The sequence below is a fragment of the Clostridium cadaveris genome (genome assembly GCF_020911725.1).
Classification (GTDB): Bacteria; Bacillota; Clostridia; order Clostridiales; family Clostridiaceae; genus Clostridium_X; species Clostridium_X cadaveris.
Window position 1 is genome coordinate 328,313 of the sequence record NZ_CP076620.1, and the last position, 23,647, is coordinate 351,959.

The 23,647-nt window shown below is 31.4% G+C and carries 19 protein-coding genes; 16 read left to right on the forward strand and 3 right to left on the reverse strand.

What is annotated here, in order from left to right; genetic code table 11:
* The first annotated feature begins 14 nt into the window (after nt 1–14).
* The gene (locus tag KQH81_RS01460; RefSeq protein ID WP_074845731.1) at nt 15–1,049 is read left to right on the forward strand and encodes a M42 family metallopeptidase; all 1,035 of its coding nucleotides are present in this window, start codon (nt 15–17) and stop codon (nt 1,047–1,049) included.
* Nucleotides 1,050–1,214: 165 nt separating this feature from the next.
* Here the strand turns inward: KQH81_RS01460 and KQH81_RS01465 are convergent, their stop codons facing one another.
* Nucleotides 1,215–2,456 carry a HAMP domain-containing sensor histidine kinase gene (locus KQH81_RS01465; protein ID WP_035771531.1) on the reverse strand — a complete coding sequence of 414 codons (1,242 nt, stop codon included), beginning with the start codon at nt 2,454–2,456 and terminating at the stop codon, nt 1,215–1,217.
* Nucleotides 2,443–3,156 (reverse strand): response regulator transcription factor, encoded by a 714-nt coding sequence (locus tag KQH81_RS01470; RefSeq protein WP_230028737.1) that lies wholly within the window; start codon nt 3,154–3,156, stop codon nt 2,443–2,445. The genes KQH81_RS01465 and KQH81_RS01470 overlap by 14 nt, the downstream gene beginning before the upstream one ends.
* A 215-nt stretch (nt 3,157–3,371) precedes the next feature.
* Between KQH81_RS01470 and KQH81_RS01475 the strand changes: the two genes are divergently transcribed.
* The gene (locus KQH81_RS01475; protein WP_074845724.1) at nt 3,372–3,854 is read left to right on the forward strand and encodes a hypothetical protein; all 483 of its coding nucleotides are present in this window, start codon (nt 3,372–3,374) and stop codon (nt 3,852–3,854) included.
* 196 nt (nt 3,855–4,050) lie between these two features.
* Here the strand turns inward: KQH81_RS01475 and KQH81_RS01480 are convergent, their stop codons facing one another.
* Entirely contained in the window at nt 4,051–5,289 is a 1,239-nt protein-coding gene (locus tag KQH81_RS01480; RefSeq protein ID WP_027640204.1) for a dicarboxylate/amino acid:cation symporter, read from the reverse strand.
* Nucleotides 5,290–5,571: 282 nt separating this feature from the next.
* On the opposite strand from KQH81_RS01480, the gene KQH81_RS01485 reads away from it, so the two are divergent.
* The 14 genes from KQH81_RS01485 to KQH81_RS01545 all read left to right on the forward strand — a co-directional run bounded on the left by KQH81_RS01485 (nt 5,572) and on the right by KQH81_RS01545 (nt 23,568).
* Nucleotides 5,572–6,264, forward strand: a complete 693-nt coding sequence (locus KQH81_RS01485) for an ABC transporter ATP-binding protein (RefSeq protein ID WP_027640203.1) — start codon at nt 5,572–5,574, stop codon at nt 6,262–6,264.
* Nucleotides 6,251–8,851: an FtsX-like permease family protein gene (locus tag KQH81_RS01490; protein ID WP_230028739.1), complete on the forward strand. Its 2,601-nt coding sequence runs from the start codon at nt 6,251–6,253 to the stop codon at nt 8,849–8,851. The genes KQH81_RS01485 and KQH81_RS01490 overlap by 14 nt, the downstream gene beginning before the upstream one ends.
* A gap of 89 nt (nt 8,852–8,940) precedes the next feature.
* Nucleotides 8,941–9,192, forward strand: a complete 252-nt coding sequence (locus KQH81_RS01495; protein ID WP_035771525.1) for a PF20097 family protein — start codon at nt 8,941–8,943, stop codon at nt 9,190–9,192.
* A gap of 79 nt (nt 9,193–9,271) precedes the next feature.
* Complete coding sequence (locus KQH81_RS01500; RefSeq protein WP_027640201.1) at nt 9,272–10,438, forward strand: MalY/PatB family protein; 1,167 nt, start codon at nt 9,272–9,274, stop codon at nt 10,436–10,438.
* A gap of 174 nt (nt 10,439–10,612) precedes the next feature.
* The gene (locus tag KQH81_RS01505; RefSeq protein WP_230028741.1) at nt 10,613–13,243 is read left to right on the forward strand and encodes a transglutaminase domain-containing protein; all 2,631 of its coding nucleotides are present in this window, start codon (nt 10,613–10,615) and stop codon (nt 13,241–13,243) included.
* Between the two features lie 535 nt (nt 13,244–13,778).
* On the forward strand, nt 13,779–15,101 hold the full coding sequence (locus tag KQH81_RS01510) for a sodium-dependent transporter (RefSeq protein ID WP_230028744.1): 1,323 nt from the start codon (nt 13,779–13,781) through the stop codon (nt 15,099–15,101).
* A gap of 322 nt (nt 15,102–15,423) precedes the next feature.
* Nucleotides 15,424–16,266: a pantoate--beta-alanine ligase gene (panC, locus tag KQH81_RS01515; RefSeq protein WP_027640198.1), complete on the forward strand. Its 843-nt coding sequence runs from the start codon at nt 15,424–15,426 to the stop codon at nt 16,264–16,266.
* 1 nt (nt 16,267) lies between these two features.
* Nucleotides 16,268–16,651 carry an aspartate 1-decarboxylase gene (gene panD, locus KQH81_RS01520; RefSeq protein ID WP_099335941.1) on the forward strand — a complete coding sequence of 128 codons (384 nt, stop codon included), beginning with the start codon at nt 16,268–16,270 and terminating at the stop codon, nt 16,649–16,651.
* 15 nt (nt 16,652–16,666) lie between these two features.
* Entirely contained in the window at nt 16,667–17,602 is a 936-nt protein-coding gene (locus KQH81_RS01525; RefSeq protein ID WP_027640196.1) for a bile acid:sodium symporter family protein, read from the forward strand.
* 133 nt (nt 17,603–17,735) lie between these two features.
* Nucleotides 17,736–19,058: an IS3 family transposase gene (locus KQH81_RS01530; RefSeq protein ID WP_230028746.1), complete on the forward strand. Its 1,323-nt coding sequence runs from the start codon at nt 17,736–17,738 to the stop codon at nt 19,056–19,058.
* A 686-nt stretch (nt 19,059–19,744) separates the two neighbouring features.
* The gene (locus KQH81_RS17565) at nt 19,745–19,870 is read left to right on the forward strand and encodes a hypothetical protein (RefSeq protein ID WP_268254221.1); all 126 of its coding nucleotides are present in this window, start codon (nt 19,745–19,747) and stop codon (nt 19,868–19,870) included.
* Between the two features lie 429 nt (nt 19,871–20,299).
* The gene (locus KQH81_RS01535) at nt 20,300–22,372 is read left to right on the forward strand and encodes a family 20 glycosylhydrolase (RefSeq protein ID WP_230028748.1); all 2,073 of its coding nucleotides are present in this window, start codon (nt 20,300–20,302) and stop codon (nt 22,370–22,372) included.
* A 123-nt stretch (nt 22,373–22,495) separates the two neighbouring features.
* Entirely contained in the window at nt 22,496–22,978 is a 483-nt protein-coding gene (locus KQH81_RS01540; RefSeq protein WP_027638847.1) for a methylated-DNA--[protein]-cysteine S-methyltransferase, read from the forward strand.
* Between the two features lie 98 nt (nt 22,979–23,076).
* The gene (locus tag KQH81_RS01545; protein ID WP_027638846.1) at nt 23,077–23,568 is read left to right on the forward strand and encodes a DUF4358 domain-containing protein; all 492 of its coding nucleotides are present in this window, start codon (nt 23,077–23,079) and stop codon (nt 23,566–23,568) included.
* Nucleotides 23,569–23,647 lie beyond the last annotated feature (79 nt).

Below are 23,647 nucleotides of genomic sequence, written 5' to 3' on the forward strand. Positions count from 1 at the left end.
AGGAGAAATGAGAAATGAATATAAATATGCAATATGTAACTGACTTAATGATTGATATTCTAGCTATACCAAGTCCAGGAGGAGATACTTATGACGGAATAGAAAGACTTAGAAAAGAGTTTGAAACCTTTGGTATAGATGTGAAAACTACCAACAAAGGTGCTATAATTGGAACTGTAGCTGGAGAAGATGATGAAAAGCAGGTTTTAATAGCTGCTCACGTTGATACTCTTGGAGCTATAGTAAAAGAGATAAAGCCTAATGGAAGATTAAAGCTTTCAAGTATAGGAGGTATAGCTTGGGGTTCTGTAGAAGGTGAAAATGTAACTATAAAAACTATAGATGGAGAAAAGTATACAGGAACTGTTTTGCCAGAAAAAGCTTCAATTCACATTCACTCCGATGAAACGACGCTTATGGTAAGAAATGAAGACACCATGGAAGTTAGACTGGATGAGGACGTGCGTACAGCTGAAGACACTGAAAAGCTTGGAATATCAGTTGGAGATTTTGTATCTTTTGATGTAAGAACGGTAATAACTGATAAAGGCTATGTAAAATCAAGATATCTTGATGATAAAGCTTGTGTAGCAGCTATGTTTGGTGCTTTGAAATATATAAAGGAAAATAACCTTACTTTAAAACATACTACTCACTTTTTTATAAGCAACTATGAAGAAATGGGACATGGAGTTACAGCTATACCAGAAAAGACAGCGGAGTTCTTAGCTCTTGATATAGGAACAGTAGGAAAGGGCCACACTTCAGATGAGCGTTGTGTAACTATTGTTGCAAAAGATAGTCGTACTCCTTATGATTTTGCTTTCAAAAAGAAACTTGTAAACTTAGCAAAAGAATCAGGAATTGATTATAAAGTTGATGTTCATTATAGATATGGATCAGATGCCAGTCTTTCAATGATGCAAGGAGTAGACACAAATTTTGCGTGTATAGGACCAGGAGTAGATGCAACACATCACTATGAGAGAACTCACCTAGATGGGATACTAAACAACGCAAAGCTAATTGTAGCATATCTAACAAAATAATAAGATAGATTAAAAGCCATAAGGATATGAATCGACCACCAAAAGTTAGACCAAAATCTAACGGATGGAAGGCGGGTTTTTATGGCTTTTTAAGCATTTTAAAATAATTATAATTTTTGAAAAATTCCCAACTTTTCGCCATTCACTCTTAACTCTTCACTAAAATCAAATAATTGCTTTAAGGAATGTTATTGTAAAAGTAGAGCCAACATCCTTTACACTCTCTACTTTGATATATCCACCTTGGCTTTCGATTATAGATTTTGACATGGCAAGCCCAATACCTATACTGTCTGATTTTGAGGAGGTTGATCCTTTATAGAATCTTTCAAATATATGAGGAAGATCATTAGGTGCTATACCTTCACCCTTATCTTTTATAATAATTTCGCTATATACATTTGTATCACAAATAGATATATCTATGCAGGAATTTTCGGCAGAATGCTCTAAGCAGTTTTTTAAGATATTTATAACAGCTTCTAGAGTCCATTCCTTATCGCCAACAAAGAAACCATGACCTTTTATGGAAATAGATTGGCTTTTCATTTGCATAGTAGGTTTTAAAGAGTTGGAAGCACCGAGAACTATCTCTTTTAAATCTATATTAATCTTTTTAAAATCTATAGAACCAGCTTCAATTCGTGCTAGTTTTAGAAGACTTTTTATTAGAAAATCCATTCTCTCAAGTTGTAGACTGCATTTAGTTAGGAAATCTTCTCTAATATTAGGTTTCATATTGTTGTCATCAAGCATCAAATCATTGAGCATTATAAGAGAGGTCATTGGCGTTTTTAGCTGATGAGATATATCTGTCATGGTAGTCTGAAGGAAAATCTTTTCCTTTTTCAATTTTTCTAAATTCTCCTTAACTATAGAGCTAAGCTTATTAAATTCCAGTCCAAGCCGACCTAGATCACCTTCTATATTTTCGTTAATTCTATTAGAAAAATCACCTTCTACAACTTTTTCAGCTGCATAACTAACTTTGTTTATAAAATCATATATTTCTTTAAGAGTCAGATAAATAAGTGCGGACAATAGTATTATTGCAAAACCTAAAAACACATTAAAAGAGGTTAGGAGTTTTACCGAACTTTTATTGAAAAAAGGGTTTAAGATTATATCTATATTTTTATCAAAACCATAATCTTTTAGAATGTTTTTACCAGCTTCTATATCATTAGGGCTTGGGGCATAAAGAAAGTTACTGACAAGGGATTTATCTAAATAAGGATTAGACGAGTAGAGCCTTCCTATAAAACCCTGTTGACTTTCTATAATATTATTGCTTATATTTTTCAAATTAACATAGGTTATTATATTTAAACCTAGAAAGAGTAAAAGGGATATTACCAAGAGTCTTAGAGAAAACTTCTTAAACTCTGGATTCTTAAAAACTTCCATTGTAATTGCCTCCTTCATTTACATCCCATTTATAGCCAATGCCTCTTACAGTAAGTATAAATTTAGGCTCTACAGGGTTACCCTCAATCTTTTCCCTAAGCCTTTTTATATAAACAGTGAGCGTATTGTCATTGACAAAATCGCCTTGAAAATCCCAAAGGCTAGCCAATATCTGGTTTCTCGATAACACTGCTTTAGGATTTTTGCATAAAGTGAGAAGAAGCTTATACTCAAGAGTTGTCAGCATCAAATCTTCACCATTTTTCGTAACTTTGCCCTCTAAAGTAAATACAGAAATATCATTAAAATTCAATATAGCATTATTTTTCTCGCTGCTAATACCACGACGTCTAAGCACCGCATTTATTCTTGACATGAGCTCCTTTAGTCTAAATGGTTTTGATATATAATCATCACCACCTAAGTCAAGGCCCATTACAACATTAACCTCGTCATCTAACGCTGTTAAAAAGATTATAGGAATATCTGATTTTTCTCTTACTTCCTTGCAAAATTCATAGCCGTTTCCATCAGGAAGCATGACATCTAAAAGCATAAGGTGAAAATCCTCATTTCTCAAAGTATTTCGAGCTTCCTCCAGTGATTTTGCTTCCCTAACTAAGAAGCCTTCCTGCTCCAAGCTATATTTAATCCCTAAGATTATTGTGCTGTCATCTTCTATAACTAAAATTTTATTCATATCATCAATCTCCAATTAATCATAGTATCATTACTTTAATTCTATAAGAAAAGCCATATTAATACTACGGGGTAGAGGAAATATGACTAAATTGTCATATAGATTCGTGATTTAATAAAATAAGCAAATGTACATAGATATTAGGAATTTATTGTGTAATTTTCCATAAAATTATATAATAATATTATGATATATTATATATAAGGGGAGTTTTTATGAATAAAAAGAGTTTGAAGATACTCATAGGGGCTTTTGCAGTAATATTTTTTCTTGGGATTTTTGTGACCTACAAAATAACTACAAATACAAAACCAATAGAATATAAGGTGGATTGCTTAGCCAGTGAAATAGCACTAAGAGATATAACTATATTTTCTTCTGGAAACGATGCTTATTTGACCGGTTCATATTATTTTGAAACATTAAGATCCGAACTTAATGTGGGAGAGATAGGAGTATATATATGTATAGATGGAAAACAAATAGTAAATTTTATGATTGGTAAGCAGCCCTTTAAAGTTTCAACTAAAACTGGAATAGTTGGAGTGTCTAAGATAATAAAGAATTTGAAGATAACTGATGAATCTATAATGAGTATAGACATGAGATATGAAGTAAATGGAGAAGGGAAAGAATTTCATCAAGATATAGAATTAAAGAATTGTAAAAATAAGAATCAGCCATTAGAGCTTAGATAGAAATTTAGAAAAAATTTTAGGTTGGATTTAATTCAACAATTATAAGCAAAACAGCTGATATTATCAAAAAATAACTAATTAGCCTTTTAAAGAATTGATAAATAGAAGAGGATTGAAGCTTGCGGCATTCAATCCTCTTTATTTATATAAACGTAATTCAAATATATCGCTTAAGATTAAATCACTATATGCTGAGTTAAACAGCAGCTGGAGCCGTGTCCATCTTTTCTTCTTTCTTTGTTTCTAAGTTTGATACAACTATTGAGCAAGCTGCATCTCCGGTAATATTTACAACAGTTCTTCCCATATCAAAGATACGGTCAACTCCAGCAACTAGGGCAATTCCTTCAATAGGCAGTCCAACACTTTGTAATACCATGGAAAGCATTATCATTCCAGCACCAGGTACGCCTGCTGTTCCTATAGAAGCCAATGTTCCAGTTAGAACTATTGTAAGCATTTGAGAAGGGGTAAGTGATATTCCAAAACAAGTTGCAATAAATACTGCACATACACCTTGATATATCGCTGTTCCGTCCATGTTTATTGTAGCACCAAGTGGTAATACAAAACTTGCAATATCTTTTTTGGCACCAAGTTTTTGGCAGCATTCTAGATTTAAAGGAAGAGTTCCTACAGATGAAGCACTAGAAAATGCGAACATCATTGAAGGCATCATACCTTTAAAGAATTTCATTGGGCTAAGACCTCCAATAGCCTTAACAGTAGAAGAATAAACAACAACTACGTGAATGATATAGCATAAATAAGCAACTAAAAGCACTTTTGCTAAAGAACCTAAAATTTGAGGACCGTTAGTTGCAACAACAGGTGCAATAAGAGCAAAGACTCCTATTGGAGAGAGTTTTATTATAAATGCCATTATTTTCATTGAAACGTCATTTAAACTTTCTACTAAGGCTGCTGCTGGTTTTCCTTTTTCTCCTGCAAGGATAATTCCAAAACCGAAGAAAAGTGCTATTACTATTATTTGAAGCATATTTGCACTTACAAATGGTGCTGCTATATTTGATGGAAATATTCCTATTATAGTATCTGAAAGGCTTGTTGTACCTTTAACTTCATAGGCAAGGTTTGATGTTTCCAAAACTGTGAAGGAACCTTTGAATAAGTTGGCAAAGAATAAACCAACCATGATTGCACATGCAGTAGTACATAAATAAAATATAACAGTTTTTATTCCGATGGATCCGACCTTTTTAATATCTTTCATAGAAATAACTCCGCTTATTATTGAAAATAAAACAACAGGAACGACTATGAATTTCACAAGATTTAGAAATATAGTCCCCAAAGGTTTAATATATGTATCAACTATGGCTGCATTCCCCATAAAACATATTCCTACAACTATTCCTAAAGCAAGACTAATAAAAATCCAAGTGGCCAGTGATAATTTTTTTCTTTCTTTCATAATAAACTCCCCTTAAAAACAAAATTTGAAATTACTTATATTAAATTCTTGCAATTTACAAATAAAATTATAACATAATCTAATTAAAATGCAAGAAATAAATGTTGGAAAATTCATTTGTATAGCAAAATGAATATGTGTGCTATAGTAATCATTTACATAAACAAAGAACATATTAGGCTTTTTGTGACTAAACTGTCACTTAAAAATCATCTTATAGTAAGATTGACAGTCTATAATTAAGTTAAGAATTAAAGATATAGAAGTTTAGGAGGAAAACAAATGGAGATTTTAAGAACGGAAAATTTGTGTAAGAGCTATAAAGAAGGCGAAAACAAAGTCCATGCATTAAAGGATGTTAACATAAGTATAAATAAAGGAGAATTCGTTGCTATAGTCGGACCATCAGGATCTGGAAAGAGTACGTTGCTACATCTTTTAGGGGGAGTGGATAGACCTACCTCAGGAAAGGTATTTATAAATGGAGTTGACATATATTCTTTAAATGAAAAGGACTTAGCTATATTTAGAAGAAGACAAGTGGGACTTATATTTCAATTTTATAATCTAATACCAGTTCTTACTGCGGAGGAAAATGTTACTCTTCCACTTATACTTGATAATAAGAAACCTGATAAAGAATTTATGGATGATCTTATAAGGACACTAGAGCTTCAAGATAGAAGAACTCATCTTCCATCACAGCTTTCAGGAGGACAACAACAGAGGGTTTCTATAGGGAGAGCTATTATGTACAAACCATCCATAGTACTTGCAGATGAGCCTACAGGAAATCTGGATAGCAAGAATTCTAAGGAAATTATGGAATTACTAAAGCTTTCAGTTAGAAAGTATAACGAGACATTAATAGTTATAACTCATGATATAAACATAGCAGCTACAGCTGATAGAATTATTCACATAGAAGATGGAGAAATTACAATTATGAGAGGTGAGGAAAATGAAAAGCTATAAAGAACTCACCCAAAGATATTTAAAAGCAAACAAGAAAAGGACTATACTAACAATAGGAGGTATAGCAATTTCTGTTGCATTGATATTTGCCATAGGGTCATTATTAGAAAGTTTAAATAAAAGACAGCTTAATGACACAATAAAATCAAATGGAAATTATCATGCTGCTTTTATGGATGTTACATCTTCACAAGCGGAGAAACTTAAAAATTCTGTAGAGGTAAAGGAAGCGGGGATAAGCAGGACTTTAGGGACAGCTTTAATACATGAAGATAAAAATAATAAAGATACAGATGAATGGCTTAACAATGCATATGTTGAGGTAAAGGCCTATGAGGATAAAACTTTTAATATATACAATGTAGAGCTTGAGAAGGGAAATTATCCTAAAGATTCTAGTGAGATATTACTTCCGGAAGCAGTTTTAAATATATTTGGAAAGTCTATAGGAGATACTATAGAGCTTGAGATAGGAGAAAGATATTCTCCTACAAATGGAGTGATTTTAGATAACAACTCTTATAGTGATGATGAAATTATAAGAAATACAATAAAAAAGACATATACTATAGTTGGAGTTCGAAAGAAAACTTTTGCTGAAGGACCAAAAACATATAGAGGAATAACTCATTTAGATGATACAAGCATTTATGATGGACACTACAATGTAAGTGTAATAATGAAAAAACCTAAGCATACTTATGACACTACAAAGAAGATGGCTGAAAACTTAAATTTTAATAAAATAAAATTAAAAAATGGTGAGGAAGGCTACAACATAGAGTATAACGAAAATCTTTTAAGGCTTATTGGCGACAGTATAAAAGAAAATTATAATGCAAGTAGAGATAGGATAATAGTAGTAATCATAGGACTTGTTATACTAAGTACAATAGCTACAATCTATAACTCCTTTAATATATCAGTTATGGAGAGGAAAAAAGAATTTGGTACACTAAGATCTATTGGAGCAACACCAACTCAAATAAGGAGTATAGTGTTTAGAGAAGGCTTTTTCATGGCCTCTATAGCTATACCTATAGGAATGATTGTTGGTTATTTTGGACTGCTTGTTTTGTTAAAGCTTCTAACTATATTCCTTTCAACTGTTATGAATAAGATGGAACTTGCAGGAATTGGCGCTACAATTACGCTGAGACTTGTAATTATAACTTTAGTGATATCTATAATTACAGTATTTTTATCAGCTTATATTCCAGCAAAAAAGGCAGGGAAAATTTCGCCTATAGAAGCTATAAGGAATACAACTGATATAAAAGTTGGAAAACTTAAGAGTGGAAAGCTTTCTTCAAAATTGTTTAAAGCAGAGGGATATCTTGCTAGCAGGAATCTCAGAAGAAATAAAAAGAAATTTAGAATAACTATATTTTCAATAGCTATAAGCATAGTTTTATTTATAGTTTTTAACAGCTTTGTTTCCATGAGTTTGAAAGTAAATAACTTTACTGCAAGATATACTCCAAATTATAGCTGTTATTTTGGAAGCAGTACTTTGAGTCCATCAGAAGACGATATAAAAGCTATAAAATCATTTAGAGGAGTAGATAAAGTTTATTCCAAGCTTTTTAGCAGTGCGATAGTTAGCGTAGATGATAACAAACTAAATCAAAAAGCTGATTTAAGCAATTTAAAGGACCCTGAATCAAATCAGATAAATTTATATAATAGTAGTTTTGTATATCCTGGTGAGGATGGAATCAAAGAACTAAAGAAAAATATTTCTAAAGGAGAATTTGATGAAGTATCACTTGAAAAGGAAAATGGAGTTATACTTTTTCAGACAAACATTAGCAGAAATGCGGGGAAATCCACATATGTGGATTATACAACCTATGACGTTGGGGATTATATAAAATTTTATTATAATCATGATGATTATAATTCAGAAAAAGCTCCTGAGAAGGTTAAGGTTATGGGAATAATTGAAGCTCCATTTGGACCCTTCGACTATAAGGAAGGGGGGGTAACTATGTTTACTACAAAAAAGGTTTTAGAGAATATAAAAATGGATAACGGTGGTAAAATATCATCATTAGCTATTGAAACTTTAGATAATGAGGACGAAGGATTAAAGACATATTTAAAGGATATTACAAAGAAAAATAATGGATATTTTAATGATACTAAGGAAAATGCTAGAGAAGAAAAACAATTTCAAATCATGATGCAGATATTTTTATATGGCTTTGTAGCTGTAATAAGTCTTATTTCAGCTATAAATATAATAAATACGATTACTACAAATGTCCTTCTTAGAAAAAAAGAATTATCAATGCTTCAAGCTGTTGGAATGACTACAAAGGATATGCACAAAAGTATATATCTAGAATCGCTATTTTGCACATTTACAGCTTGGGTTTATGGAACTATAGTAGGGGCAGGAATATCTTACTTCCTATATGGAACTGCAAGTAAATCTGTAGAATTCAAATGGGATGCACCAATAGAAGCTATATTTATATCGCTTATAGGATCAATAATCATAAGTTTAATTGCTGGAATTATTCCAATAAGAAAGCTTAGAAAAGAAAATATAATAGAAAATATACGAAGAGAAAGTATATAAAGATAGTTAAAGCAATGGTATTAAAAGTATCATTGCTTTATATTATAATGTACTTAAAGAAGTATTATATGCAAAGGGAGGTAAAAATAATGAAGTGCCCATATTGTAATAATGACATGAATAAAGGTGTAATAATTGGTGATAGAATAGGATTGGATTTTATTCCTGATAATGCGAAAAGAAAATTTTTGGTGTTTCCTGAAAGAATTAAATTAAAAGGCTTTTTAGATGAAAACTTAACAGCATATTATTGCAGTAATTGTTATAAAATTATAATTAATATCAATAAAGATAAAGATTTAATAACCATAAACGTTGACAATAAACTTTGTCGGCATTAATCTAATAGTGTGAATATTGAAAAATAAGGTGTGTTTTAATGGATGCACCTTATTTGATGCATAAAATGGGGGGATTTTAATGTACAATTTTGATAATTTATTAGATAGGAGAAATACAGACTGCGTTAAGTGGGATGAGTTAGAAGATGTTTTCGGAAGTTCTGATCTTCTTCCATACTGGGTTGCAGATATGGATTTTGAGGTGCTTCCAGAAATAAGAGAAGCTTTAGTAAAGAGGGCAGAACATGCTACCTATGGATATACTTTTGCAACAAAAGATTATTACAAAAATTTTATTAAATGGAACAAAGAAAGAAACGATTTTGAAATAAATAAGGATGAGATAATAAGCGTTCCTGGAGTTGTATGTGCAACGAGCTTTGTAATCTATGCCTTTACACAAAAAGGAGACAAGGTACTTTTGAATACACCAATATATAATCCTTTCTTTGATGTAATAAATGCACATAAACGTGAGATGGTTACTTCAAAACTTATTTTAAACAATGAACGATATGAAATGGATTGGGAAGACTTTGAAAATAAGCTTAAGGATAATGTAAAACTATTTATACTTTGCAGTCCTCATAATCCTGTAGGAAGAGTTTGGACTAGAGAAGAACTTGAAAAGATAGTTAAACTTTGTAAAGAAAATAATGTACTTATTTTCTCAGATGAAATACATTCAGATCTAATATTTCCAGGACATAAACATATACCTACATTAAATGTTTCAAAAGATGCAGAAGATATAACAATAAGTGCAATGGCACCTAGCAAGACTTTCAATATTGCGGGGCTTAAATCCTCTATGATTCTTGTAAAAAATAAGGAGCTTAAAGAAAAACTTGCTGAAGCTATAGAAGCTTTCGATTTAGGAGTTGGATTATTTGGATACAAAGCTACAGAGATTGCTTATGGTTATGGAGCTAAGTGGACTGATGAGCTTATTAGCTATCTTTATGAAAATGCAAAATTCGTAGTAGATTTCTTTGAGAAAAATATGCCCAAGGTTAAAGCGTACGTTCCAGATGGAACATACTTAATGTGGCTAGATTTTTCAGCTTATGGTCTTGGTCAGAAAGAGATTCTTGAAAAGCTTAAATATGAAGCAAGAGTGGCGTTAAATGATGGAGAAAAGTATGGAAAAGAAGAAGGATTAGGTTTTATGAGATTAAATATAGGAACAACCCGTGAAACCCTTAAAAAGGGGTTAGAGAGAATAAAGAAATCCTTTCAAGATTAAATATATTAATTATACAAAAAGCTGTTATAAAACTATCATAAGTTTTATAACAGCTTTTTAATTAACCTTAAATTTTACTTAATATGGTTGATAGAGGAATTTTGACCATATATAATATTTAATATAAAGTTTAATTGAATTTAATATTATATTAAAGTTTGAAAGGAGAGTTTTATGTTTAAAAGAAAAGAATTGATAGTTTTAGGAATACTTGCTTCTACAATAACAATAGGCGCTAAGATGCCTACTGTTGCAGAAGCACAAGGATTAACTTCTGTTAGAAGTGGAATTGAAGCTTACTATGATGAAAATGGAGGGACTCCATATAGTACTGCAATGGATAGCTTAGAGAATGAAAAAGCTGCCCAAGAAGCTTATACATTAATAGCAAACAATTATTCTAAAATTAATGGAAGATACTCAACTATAAATGGAGAGATACGTATACCTTTTTCAGAAACTATAAAGCAAGCAGATGCTAAAGTGAAAAAAATGAAACCATCATCTTATAAAACTTACCTACAATTACATGTTTCGCTACAAAAAAGAATTGAATCAAACTATAAGAAAATGCTTCAATTCAATGAAAAACAAAGAAGAAATCAAACTATAAAATGGGATGAGTTTGAAAACACAGGAAAAGAATTAGTAAAGATTATAGAAGATTTTAATGCATTAGAAAATAGCTATCAAGGAAATGATGATTCTAAATTTGCTTTTGCAAAAGAAAAACTAAATAATTTAACAGGAATATTATCCTCAATGGAAAAATATGCGTCAAAGGATAATAAATCAACAGAATTAGTTGAGGGAGAAGAAATTTCATATATACCAGATTATAATGGAAAAGGGAATAGTTATCTTCCAACAAGCAACAATCAAATTAAAAAGTTAGTAAGAGAAAAGCTTTCGACATCTGGAGAATTGAAGCTAAGATTATCTGGAGAGTACATAAAAGGGTCATATATGCTAACACAATATGGGTTTAGTGATGTAGATGGAAACCTTCTCACTGATACAGTAAGTAATGCTATAAGAGAAGCATATAAAAACGCTATAATTACAAAAATTTCATATAACTATATGACAAATGAATATGGTCAGATAGAAGCTATAGAAATAAATTTATCAAGTAATGCATATAAAGAGAAAAGTGGAGAGTCAGATAAGAAGGCAGCAGAAGAAGCGGCTAGATTAAAAGCAGAAGAAGAGAAAAGAGCAGCAGAAGAGGAAGCAGCTAGACTAAAAGCGGAAGAAGAGAAAAGAGCAGCAGAAGAGGAAGCGGCTAGACTAAAAGCGGAAGAAGAGAAAAGAGCAGCAGAAGAAGAAGCGGCTAGACTAAAAGCAGAAGAAGAAGAGAAAAAAGCTGAGGAAGAAGCAGCTAAACCAAAAGAAAGAGAAGAGAATAATTCTGAAGAAATTAATATTTTATCAGATGATGCTTATAGAAAAGAAGCTAAAGATGTATATAGATTAATATCAAGCAATTATTCTAATCTCAATGGAAGATATTCAACTTTAAGAGGTGAAGTTCGTGTACCTTTAACAGAAATTATAAAACAAGCAGATGGTGCGGCAAAGAAGTTGAATAGTTCATCTTATAAAACTTATCTTGAAGAGCATATTGCATTACAAAAAAGAATTGAAGAAAATTATAAAAAAATATTGCAGTTCAATGAGAAAAAAAGAGACAATCAAGCTATAAAATGGGATGAGTTTGAAAGTACTGGAAGAGACTTATCTAAAATACTATCAGATTTTAAAGCTTTAGAAGATAAATATAAAGGAAATAATGAATTTAAGTTTGCATTTGCAGAAGAAAGACTTAATAATTTAAGCAACATATTATCATCAATGGAAGGCTATGCTGCAAAAGATAATAAAGCAAAAGAATTAGTTGAAGGAGAAGAAATTTCATATGTACCATCTTATAATGGTAAAGGAAATAGTTATCTTCCAATAAGCAATAATCAAATTAAGAAGTTAGTAAGAAAGAAAATTTCATCATCAGGAGAGATGAAGTTAAAAATATCTGGAGACTTTATAAAAGAAAACTTTGTACGAACTTCATCAGGACTAGCTGATATTAATGGAAATCTTCTTACAGATATAGTTATGAAAGCTATAAAAGGAACTTATAAAGATGGAATAGTTAAACAAACATCTTATAGTTATATGATGGATGCCTATGGACGTATAGAGTCTATAGAAGTAACTTTAACAAGCAGAGTTACTGAAGCACAACAAAAAGAGATTGATAAAAAGATTATAGAAATTATAAATTCTAAAGAATATAAAGAAAAACAAAACATAAAAGACAAAGTTCAATATATTCATGATTGGCTTGTTCAGAACATGGAATACTCTTTTGGAGTAAATAGTGCTGGAGAAGAGGCATCTAGTTCTAATACATCAACAGGCTTAAATAGTGCAGGAGCTGATGTACACAGTCCGTATTCTGTTTTGAAAAATGGTAAAGGAGTTTGCCAAGCTTATGCAACATTCTTTGTTAGAGCTATAGAACTAATGAAGGAAGTAGGAAAAGAAGATATATCAGTTAAATATATTACCGGAACAGCAGGAAGTAGAAGAAGTTATGGATCTCATGCGTGGACAAGCGTTACAGTAGATAATGTTGAATATTTTATAGATCCAACCTTTGATGATCCAACATATGTTACTCCAAATAATGGTGACTACACATCATATAGAAAAAGAATTATTCGTGATTATTTTTGGAAAACAGCAGAAGAGTTTGCTAGAATAGATAGGGAAAGAGGAACTTTTCATATAGGAGAAAACTAAAAGCAAAAGTTTATTATAAGTTTAAATTTAAGGATGCATGTGCCGACTAATTAAAAAGTTGGTATGTGCATTTTTATTAAAAAAAATAAATGGATAAATAGTTGAGATTATTTTTATGGTGCGAATCAAATTAATAATAAAATATGCGATTTAGAATTAAAGTGTTAAAAATTTGATTTAAATTATGATAAATTCTTGAAATGATTCAAAGCTTATGATAATATAAATATATGATTCACTTTAGAAGGAGAGATTTTATGACATACTTATCCTATAGAAAAAATATAAAAGTTAATATAGCATTTTTTAACTTTAGCTTTTTTAGATAGGTTTGTATTTGTGAAATCGAGGAAGTGTTCATAGATGCAAACCGAAATGTACAGGTGTTTGTATCTATGATAGCTAAGGTTTAATTAACATGAGATTTTTTAGCTGCATAGATGATGCTATGTGGCTTTTGTTATGTATTTTAGATTAAAAGTCATGTAGCATGTGCTATGTGGCTTTTATTATTTTACTGAGGGGGATTTACGAGATGAAAGAAGAAAAACAAAGAGAAAAATTTTCAGGAAGCTTAGGATTTATATTGGCTTGTGTAGGTGCGGCTATAGGACTAGGAAACGTATGGCTGTTTCCATATAGGCTTGGGCAATGTGGAGGAGCGGCATTTTTGATACCATACTTTATATTTGTATTTGTTCTTGGAGTGGCAGGTGTAGTCATGGAAATGGCTTTTGGGAGAGCTAATGGAACAGGTTCTATGACTGGAATAAAAAAGGCATTTAAAGAAAAAGGAATAAAGGGTAGGAAGATTGTAAGTTCTATACCAACACTAGGACTTGGAGCTATATTCTTATTTTACGCTATTGTTGTTGGATGGGTACTAAAATATTTTGTTATTAGTATTACAGGGGAAATTGGAACTATAGATCCAGCCGAATATTTTAATAGCTTTGCAGGAAGTCCAGAAACTATAATATGGCATGGAACTGCAGTTATACTTACACTTATAGTAATACTTTTAGGAGTTACAAAAGGAATTGAGAAGATCAACAAGATTATAATGCCTTGTCTTTTTATGATATTTATACTTTTAGCAGCTAGATCACTTACTTTGGATGGCGCATCATCAGGAGTTATGTACCTTTTAAAACCAAGGTGGGAGCTTCTGCTTAATATACAAACATGGGTAATGGCACTTGGGCAAGCCTTCTTCACCGTATCACTTACAGGATGTGCTCTTGTAACTTATGGAAGTTACACAGACAAAGAAGTAGACTTAGTTTCAGCGGCGATGCAAACAGCAATATTTGATACATTAGCAGCTTTACTTGCGGCATTTATAATAATTCCGGCAGCTTTTGCCTATGGATTAGATCCAGCAGCTGGACCCTCACTATTATTTATAACAGTACCAAGTATATTCCAAGCTATGCCTATGGGTACAATGTTAAGCGCGTTATTCTTTCTTGGAATAATATTCGCTTCAATATCCTCATGTATTGTAATGATGGAAGGACCTGTGGAAGCACTTATGAGTGAGACAAAGCTAAACAGAAGGAAGGGAGCAATTTTAATAGCAATAATATCTTTTATTCTAGCAATACCTATGGATCTTAGCATGGATCTATTTGGAAGCTTTTCAGATTTTATAACTATAGTGGTAACACCTCTTGGTTCATTGATTGTAGCTATAACTTATTTCTGGATACTTAATCCAAAGGATGCCTTAATGGAAATAAATATTGGAGCAAAAAAGCCACTTGGCAGATACTATATTCCACTAGTCAAATATGGATATACTTTCATAACAGTTATTGTAATCATACTTGGAGTTATGTATGGAGGAATAGGATAAGATTATTCGTAATATAACAAAATGTATTGAAAGTCAGACAATTTATGCTATAATAGCAAATGGTGGTATTCTTTTTTGAAACTACACGCTTAGTGTTAATAGTTTAATTATAAAAATCATATTTCTTCAAGATTTATGTCTACTTCTTTGAAGGGGCAATTAATGAATTGGAAGAAAGGTGTGCTTAGTGTTACCTTTATTAAGTGCGCTTAAAAACAACTAAATATAAATGATACTGCCATGGTTTTTTTTCCATGGCTTTTTTTAAGACTTCTATCAAAAAAGAATATTTCTAATACCACAAGAGAGAAGGAGATTTTAAATGAAAGTATCAAAAACAGTGGACGAAGTACGTCTAATCACAAAACAGTGGAGAGCAGAGGGGTATACCGTAGGGCTTGTACCTACAATGGGATACCTGCATGAAGGTCATGGAAGCCTTATTGAAAGGTGCAGAAAAGAGAACGACAAAGTTATTGTCTCTATTTTTGTAAATCCTACTCAATTTGGTGCAAATGAGGACCTTGGAGCTTATCCACGAGATTTTGAGAGGGACAAGGACCTGTGCGAAAAACTTGGATGTGATCTTATATTTCATCCAGAACCAAGTGAAATGTATGTAGACCCTCATGCTTACGTGAACATAAACGGACTAAGCGATTATCTTTGTGGAAAGTCACGTCCAGTTCATTTCAAAGGAGTATGCACCGTGGTTTCAAAACTATTCAACATAGTGCATCCACATAATGCTTATTTTGGTGAGAAAGATGCTCAGCAGCTTGCTATCATAAAAAAGATGGTTAAAGATTTGAACTTTGATGTAAATGTCGTGGGATGTCCAATAGTGAGAGAAGAAGATGGGCTTGCAAAATCATCTAGAAATGCTTATCTAAGTGAAGAGGAAAGAAAGTCGGCTTTATGTCTTTCAAGGGCAATAAAGAAAGGACAAGAGATTATAAGAAATTCAAAAAAAGCATCTGAAGTTATAGATGCCATGAAAGCTATAGTAAATGATGAAAAAGATGCAAAGATAGACTATATTGAAGTGGTTGATGCCGTGACAATGCAGCCTATCTCTGAGATAAAGGGAAATGTTCTTGTGGCTATGGCAGTTTATATTGGAAAGACAAGACTTATAGATAATTTTACTTGGGAGGCAAAATAAGATGTTTATTAATAAATTAAAAGGTAAAATACACAGAGCAACGGTCAAGCAAGCAGAGCTTGATTATGTAGGAAGTATAACAGTGGATGAGGAATTATTAGAGGCTGCTGGAATACAGGAGTATGAGGAAGTACAGATAGTTGATATAAATAATGGTAAGCGTTTTTCAACTTACACAATTTGTGGAGAGAGAGGAAGCGGACTTATTTGTTTAAATGGTGCAGCAGCAAGATGTGTAGCTGTTAATGATAAAATAATAATAATGAGTTATGCAGCTATGGAACCGGAAGAAGCAAAGAGTTTTAGTCCTAATGTAGTTTTTGTAGATGATGACAATAAAATAAGCAATGTACGTCATTATGAAAAACATGGACAGCTTAAATAGGAGCGGTATGGTGTAATGGAAAAGATGAAAAAGATAAGTGGATTTCTTTCGGCAAAGATAGGAATTATAGTTATTATATTTTCTATAATTGCATTTTTTATTCCAAAAGCATTTATATGGGCAACACCCTACACATCATTCCTTCTTGGAGTTGCAATGTTTGGTATGGGACTTACCATAAATATTAATGATTTCAAATTCATCTTTAAACATCCAAAGGACATGCTTATAGGATGTTTAGCTCAATTTTTGATAATGCCGGTTACAGCTTATGCTTTGGCGAGAATTTTCAACCTTCCACCAGACCTAGCCATAGGGGTTATCCTTGTGGGGTGCTGTCCGGGAGGAACAGCAAGCAATGTAATAACTCACATTGCAAAGGGAGATACGAACCTTTCCGTTGGAATGACTACAGTTTCAACACTGATAGCACCTATAGTCACACCAATGCTTGTCTACTTATTAGGTGGGAAATGGGTCGAAGTTTCAGCTTTATCAATGATGGTCTCTACTATAAAGGTTGTATTAGTTCCTATATTACTTGGAATAATTGTTCACAAACTATTAGGAAACAGAACAGAAAAGATTTCAGAGGTAATGCCTGCTGTATCAGTGGTGGCAATAGTTCTTATCATATGTGGAATAGTTGGTAAGAATGCATCGAGTCTTTTAACTTGTGGAATAGCCGTTGGCGTAGTTGTAATGCTTCACAACAGCTTTGGTCTTCTATTAGGATTTGCGGTAGCAAAGCTTCTTAGATTGAATACTAAAAAATCAACGGCGATTGCAATAGAAGTTGGAATGCAAAATAGTGGTCTTGCTGTATCATTAGCAGCAACAAATTTTGCAATGAATCCACTTGCAGCAGTACCAGGAGCGATATTCAGTGTGTGGCACAACATATCAGGGGCACTGTTTGCATCATATATGAAAAGGAAAAATGATAAGTAATAGATTGAGGGTTATATCAAAATGACTTTAAGAGTTAGCTTTAAAATGGAACCTATAAGATAGACACTAATAAAAGAGAGTCTATCTATATAGGTTCTTTTTTTGTACAATAAGTTTATGAGGTGAATTAACTATGAGTAAAATAAGATTTTCAAATGATGAAATTAGTAGACTATCAAGAAATAAATATGTGAGCAATGTAAGTGAAAAAGCAATAACATATACTAATGAATTTAAAATACATTTTATCGCTGAATGTAGCAAAGGGAAAACTTCAAGAGTTATTTTTGAAGAAGCTGGATTTGATATAAATACCCTCGGTATTCGTCGTATTGAATGCGCTGGTACAAGATGGAGAAAAGCATTTAAGGATAATGGAATATTAGGATTAGACGACACTAGACGAAAAAATAGTGGTCGACCACGTAAGCGTAGTATTACTAGCAATGAAATAATAGAAAAGCAAAAAGCAGAAATTGAATATTTAAAGGCTGAGGTAGAATTGTTAAAAAAATTAGAGCTGCACGAAAGGCAGGTGAGAAAAGGTAAATTAATTGCAGCACAAGCATTTGCCTTAATAGAATATATTGTTAGCAAGTTGCAAAATCATAATGTAGTCAAACATCTATGCAGTACGGCTGGTGTTTCACGCTCTGGTTACTATAGATATCTGTCTTGTAAAAATATTAGAACTAATCGCGAAAACAAGGATAATTTAATTAGAAATACTATTCTTGAAGCGCTGAATTATAGAGGTTATAAAAAAGGATCAAGATCAATCAAAATGATTTTAAAAGATAAATTTAATATTGTGTATAGCAGAAGGCGTATCCAAAGAATAATGAGAAAGTACAATATAGTTTGCCCTATTAGGAAACCTAATCCATATAAGCGTATAGCTAAGGCTACAAAGGAACATACCGTGGTACCTAATCTACTCAATAGAAATTTCAAGCAAGAAATACCTGGTAAAGTATTGCTTACAGATATCACATATCTACCATATTCAAATAATAATATGGCTTATTTATCGACCATCAAAGACGCTTCTACTAATGAAATCCTAGCATATAATTTATCTAATAGAATAACCTTAGATATCGCCACGAATACAATACTTAAACTAATGGCCAACTCCAATGTCAAATTAGCAAAAGATGCTTTTATTCACTCAGATCAAGGTAGTCATTATACAAGTCCAATATTTCAAAAACTTTTAAAATCTAAGAATCTTGGACAATCTATGTCTAGACGTGGTAACTGTTGGGACAATGCTCCTCAAGAATCATTTTTTGGTCATATGAAAGATGAAATTGATTATAAATCTTGTTCAACTTTATCTGAACTACAGTTAATTATTGATGACTATATCGACTACTATAACAATGATCGTTGCCAGTGGAATTTAAAAAAGCTGACTCCTGTTCAATACAGAAATCAGCTTTTAGTAGCCTAGCTCTCTTTTTTTAGTGTCCTTGACATAGGTTCCACTTTACTTTGATATAGCCTTTTTTTTATTTAATAAAAACTTTGATATTATAGAGGTTATCCACATTTTAAAATAATCGTTAATAACAATTCCAATAATCTGTGGACAATTCTTTTACATCTCCTGTATATTGATTTAATACAAAGTATTTATAGTTTCCATCTATATAAATTTTATAATAATATATTTGGCTGTTATCTAGGATGTGATTTGAAAGTTTAGATGAAGGTATGGTACTCAGTGAGAAGTCCAAGGAGGTGAATTCTATATTTTTACTAGTTGAGAGGCAGCTTTTTATAAGATTTTTTCCTTCAGAGTAGGTGTATTCTGGCACTCTCATTATAAAGGTAAAAAACGTAAATAATATTATAGGGATAGTAATAAGTGCAAACTTTGAAATGAAATTTTGATTCCGAATAAGATTTACGATAAAAAGCAATTGTACAATGCATATAGGAATCAGACACTCTATATCATATACTACTTTATAATTTGTTATTATGAGATACATGAGAGTAAACTCTATGGGAAGCATAATGATATTTGAATAGAATAGAATTTTATTGTTTTTGTTAGTGAATTTAATAATAACTATTTCACCTCCAGACAACTATTTTTAGATAATAATTTTACAAAGTCGATAGATCATATCTATGATAGCGACAATTGATAAAATAATAGTTAAGATACAGAATATCCGTGTAAGAATCTTAGTGTCTTTCTCTTTCTTCAATGAAAGATATAATGAGATAGCATTAATAATAAAAAGCTCAGTATAGATTGATTATACCATATTTTGTAACAAAACTATTTGGTTTTTATGACTTTTCTAAATACCTTATATAGCGATTTAAGGTAAAATTATGAATTATATGGAGAAGAAGTGCTTGTAAAATATTTGGTTTCGAATATAATAAAAATAAAGAATATTAAATATTATTAAACATTATAGCGTGTTACTTGGAAAAGGCATCAGCTGACTTATCTTATTATAGATAAGTTGGCTTTTTTTGTCCTAAAATATCTATTTTAAGAATTGTATTTTTTGAAAGGAGGAAAGAAAATACTTTATGAAATTATAGAAAAGGAGGAATTAAGGCAGTTTTTATCTTAATTATATTAGCGTGAAGGGAGGAAGCGATATTTATTCTAAAATATCGTGAAATATTTTGAAAATAAATAGTAAAACATTATTTAAATCTATGATTATGGGGGCTTTAATTGTTACACAATTATCTTTTGGAGTAAAAGCTGGAGCTCAAGAATTAAATGAATCTGATTATAAAAATGGAACATTACCTTCTCTTAAGGAGTATAAAAAGGAAGCAGATAAGGTCTGGACACCAAAACAAGAAACTAGAATTTTTGTTGTTGAGAATGAAGCTTTTGAATTAAACAAAGACGTTGTGTTAAAGGATGCTGCTAATTTTGCAAAAGAGCTTAATGTTGTTACTAACAAAAAAGTTGACCTTAACAATGTGGTCTTTGGAAATAAAAGCCTTGTAAAAAATGGCGATATCGTGCTAGAGCTTTTAGGAAAGCAATCAACTAATTCAATAGAAGAAAAAAGAATGGTAGAGGAAGGATACACAATAAATGTAGATGATGTTGTTACAGTTAAAGCTAATAGTAATATTGGTATCTTCTATGGACAAAGAACTATTCTTCAAAGTTTAAAATCAAAAGGAAACCTTATGTATGGAAATATAAAAGATTTTCCAGATGTAAGTGAAAGAGCTTTCCATATAGATATAGCAAGAAAATATTATACAAAAGATTGGATTATACAAAGAATTAAGGACATGTCTTGGATGAAACTTAATACAGTACAAATACATTTTTCAGAAAATGAAGGCTTCAGATTAGAAAGTAAAGTACATCCAGAAGTTATGTCATCTCAATATATTACTCAAGAAGAAATGAAGGAAATTATACAAGTTGCTAAAGACAATAAGGTTAAAATAATACCTTCATTCGATACTCCTGGCCACTTAAAACAAGCACTTAAGACCCATCCAGAATTCCAATTGCCAACAAGATATTCTGGAAAAGAATCAAAGGCTCTTGACATTACCAATCCTGACGCACGTAAATTTGTTAAAGATTTATATAAAGAATTTGCAGAACTCTTTAAGGATAGTACAGATTTCCATATAGGTGGGGATGAATTTATTGATTTTGATAGAACTAGAAATTATCCAATTCTTACAGAATATGCTCAAAATAAATATGGGTCAACAGGAACTTGGTATGATACATATATAGAATTTACTAATGAGATTTCAAATTATGTTAAAGAATTAGGATTTGTTCCAAGAGTATGGAATGATGCTCATTATAGAATCGGAGCTGCTCATCAACCTAATTTAGAACTAAATAAAGATATAATAATAACTTATTGGACAAGCTGGCATAAAAATATGGCATCATTAAAAACTTTCCTTGAGAAAGGTCATAAAGTAATTAATTATAATGATTCAAAGTTTTATTATGTATTAGGGGAAGCAGCAGGGTATACTTATCCAACAGCAGGAAAAATTTATAATAGCAGTTGGCATCCAGGACAATTTCCATGGAGAAATAAAGCTGCAGATAGTGTAAATTACAAGCAAGATATGGAGTATCCATATTCAGAACAGTTACTTGGTGTATCATATGCTATTTGGAGTGATAGGCCTAATGCACAAACTGAAGAAGAAGTTGCTAAAGGCATTTATCTAGCTCTTCGTGAAATGGCAGAAACAACTTATAATTCACAAAATAGAAAAGATTATAGTTTTCAACAGTTCCAAAATACAGTAAATACATTAGGAAACTCACTAGATTATAATAATGAGGTTTCGTCTTTGCCAACAGGTAAACCTATTCAAGTTAAAGTTGTAAAATCCAAACTTGATGAATTAGTTAAAAAAGCTAAAGAAATCAATAATGAGTTATATACAGAAGAAAGCATTAAAAATTTATCAGAAGCAATTTTTGATGCTGAAAAAATTCTAAACGATAACTCTGTTACTCAAGAAAAAGTAGATGAAGTAGCAAGTATTCTTGAAAAAGCTATGGATAATCTTAAAGAAAAAGTAGTAGAGAATACTAAAGATGAAAACACTACTAAATTAGAAGATACTAAAATTCAAAAGAATGACAATGCTGTTCAAAATGGAAATAGTATATTGCCTAAAACTGGTGATGATGATTTAAAGATATATTTAATGATAGTAGCTGCTATATCTGTAATTGGAATAGTAATTTTAAGAAAGAATAAAAAACAAAGTTTACAATAAATAATTAGAAGAATGTGGGTAGATTTTTAAAAAGGATATCCACATTCTTTTTTATATTTTGTCCTATATAAGCATTTGTGATACTATAATTAGTAATATTGGAATAAAGAAAGGGGAAGCTTTATGTACATATGCGATCATAAGAATGTATTCTACTATAACAGCCCAATTGGAAAGCTTGGAGTTTGTGAAGTAAATGGGGAAATCACTTATGTTTTGTTTGAAAATGAGAAGTGTCCAGAAGGATATGAAGAGAATGAAACGGAAATTTTAAAAGCAGCAGGTGAAGCTTTAAATGAGTATTTTAAAGGTAATGTAAAGCATTTTGATCTTCCATTAAATCCTCACGGTACAAAATTTATGAAAAAAGTTTGGCAGAGTCTAGAGAAAATTCCTTATGGTGAAACGAGAAGTTATAAAGAAATTGCAGAATTTGTAGGAAGCCCTAAGGGGTATAGGGCAGTAGGAAATGCAAATAATAAAAATCCAATACCTATTTTTATTCCATGTCATAGAGTTGTTGGGGCAAGTGGCAAATTAATTGGTTATGCAGGTGGTTTAAACATAAAAAGGTTTTTATTAGATATTGAATGTAGAAACAAATAAAGAGTTGGGAGACACCTTGTTTTAAACATTTGGTTGTAGATTAAAGCTGTGTTTATAATGTATAATGAAAAGGACTACACAAGAAAGGGATTGATCACATGAAAAAGAGAATCACAGCTTTATTTGCAGCTATGATATTTGCAATAGCTATGGTTGGATGTTCATCAAATACCAAAAAAGAAGAACAGAAGAATGTAGCCACAGCTGATATCGTAAGCAAAATAAAAGAAGAAATCGAAATAAGAGCTATGGGAGCAGCAGACGAGACTATGGTGAAAGACATGTTTCATGTCAACATGGATGATGTTGAGGAGATAACCATAGAAAGAGGAATGATAAATACAGGACTAGAAACTATAGCCGTAGCTAAAGCTAAATCAGGAAAAGCAGAAGAAGTAAAGAAAGCTTTTGAAAGGGTTAAAGAGGAAAAGAAGCAAAGCGCTTTCTATCCAGGAGAATCAGAAGCTGTTGAAGCATCAGAGATTAAGGCTATTGGGGGCTATGTTGGATTTTTTATTATACCAGACTATGAAGAAGGACAAAATAATTCTAAAAAAGCTGTTGAAATTTTTGAAGAAGCCTTAAAGTAAATAAGTAGATTTTTTTTATAATAAAAAATTTGCTATATACTATTGACCTTAACGCAACGTAATAGTTTAGACTTATTTT

Bases quoted from the DNA above. Each gene is read 5' to 3' on its own strand.
- KQH81_RS01505 (WP_230028741.1), top strand. From the start codon at position 10,613: ATGTTTAAAAGAAAAGAATTGATAGTTTTAGGAATACTTGCTTCTACA.
- KQH81_RS01480 (WP_027640204.1), bottom strand. From the start codon at position 5,289: ATGAAAGAAAGAAAAAAATTATCACTGGCCACTTGGATTTTTATTAGT.
- KQH81_RS01535 (WP_230028748.1), top strand. From the start codon at position 20,300: ATGGGGGCTTTAATTGTTACACAATTATCTTTTGGAGTAAAAGCTGGA.
- KQH81_RS01475 (WP_074845724.1), top strand. From the start codon at position 3,372: ATGAATAAAAAGAGTTTGAAGATACTCATAGGGGCTTTTGCAGTAATA.
- KQH81_RS01540 (WP_027638847.1), top strand. From the start codon at position 22,496: ATGTACATATGCGATCATAAGAATGTATTCTACTATAACAGCCCAATT.
- panC (WP_027640198.1), top strand. From the start codon at position 15,424: ATGAAAGTATCAAAAACAGTGGACGAAGTACGTCTAATCACAAAACAG.
- KQH81_RS01510 (WP_230028744.1), top strand. From the start codon at position 13,779: ATGAAAGAAGAAAAACAAAGAGAAAAATTTTCAGGAAGCTTAGGATTT.
- KQH81_RS01495 (WP_035771525.1), top strand. From the start codon at position 8,941: ATGAAGTGCCCATATTGTAATAATGACATGAATAAAGGTGTAATAATT.
- KQH81_RS01500 (WP_027640201.1), top strand. From the start codon at position 9,272: ATGTACAATTTTGATAATTTATTAGATAGGAGAAATACAGACTGCGTT.
- KQH81_RS01465 (WP_035771531.1), bottom strand. From the start codon at position 2,456: ATGGAAGTTTTTAAGAATCCAGAGTTTAAGAAGTTTTCTCTAAGACTC.
- KQH81_RS01525 (WP_027640196.1), top strand. From the start codon at position 16,667: ATGGAAAAGATGAAAAAGATAAGTGGATTTCTTTCGGCAAAGATAGGA.
- KQH81_RS01460 (WP_074845731.1), top strand. From the start codon at position 15: ATGAATATAAATATGCAATATGTAACTGACTTAATGATTGATATTCTA.
- KQH81_RS01470 (WP_230028737.1), bottom strand. From the start codon at position 3,156: ATGAATAAAATTTTAGTTATAGAAGATGACAGCACAATAATCTTAGGG.
- KQH81_RS01490 (WP_230028739.1), top strand. From the start codon at position 6,251: ATGAAAAGCTATAAAGAACTCACCCAAAGATATTTAAAAGCAAACAAG.
- KQH81_RS01530 (WP_230028746.1), top strand. From the start codon at position 17,736: ATGAGTAAAATAAGATTTTCAAATGATGAAATTAGTAGACTATCAAGA.
- panD (WP_099335941.1), top strand. From the start codon at position 16,268: ATGTTTATTAATAAATTAAAAGGTAAAATACACAGAGCAACGGTCAAG.
- KQH81_RS17565 (WP_268254221.1), top strand. From the start codon at position 19,745: ATGATAGCGACAATTGATAAAATAATAGTTAAGATACAGAATATCCGT.
- KQH81_RS01545 (WP_027638846.1), top strand. From the start codon at position 23,077: ATGAAAAAGAGAATCACAGCTTTATTTGCAGCTATGATATTTGCAATA.
- KQH81_RS01485 (WP_027640203.1), top strand. From the start codon at position 5,572: ATGGAGATTTTAAGAACGGAAAATTTGTGTAAGAGCTATAAAGAAGGC.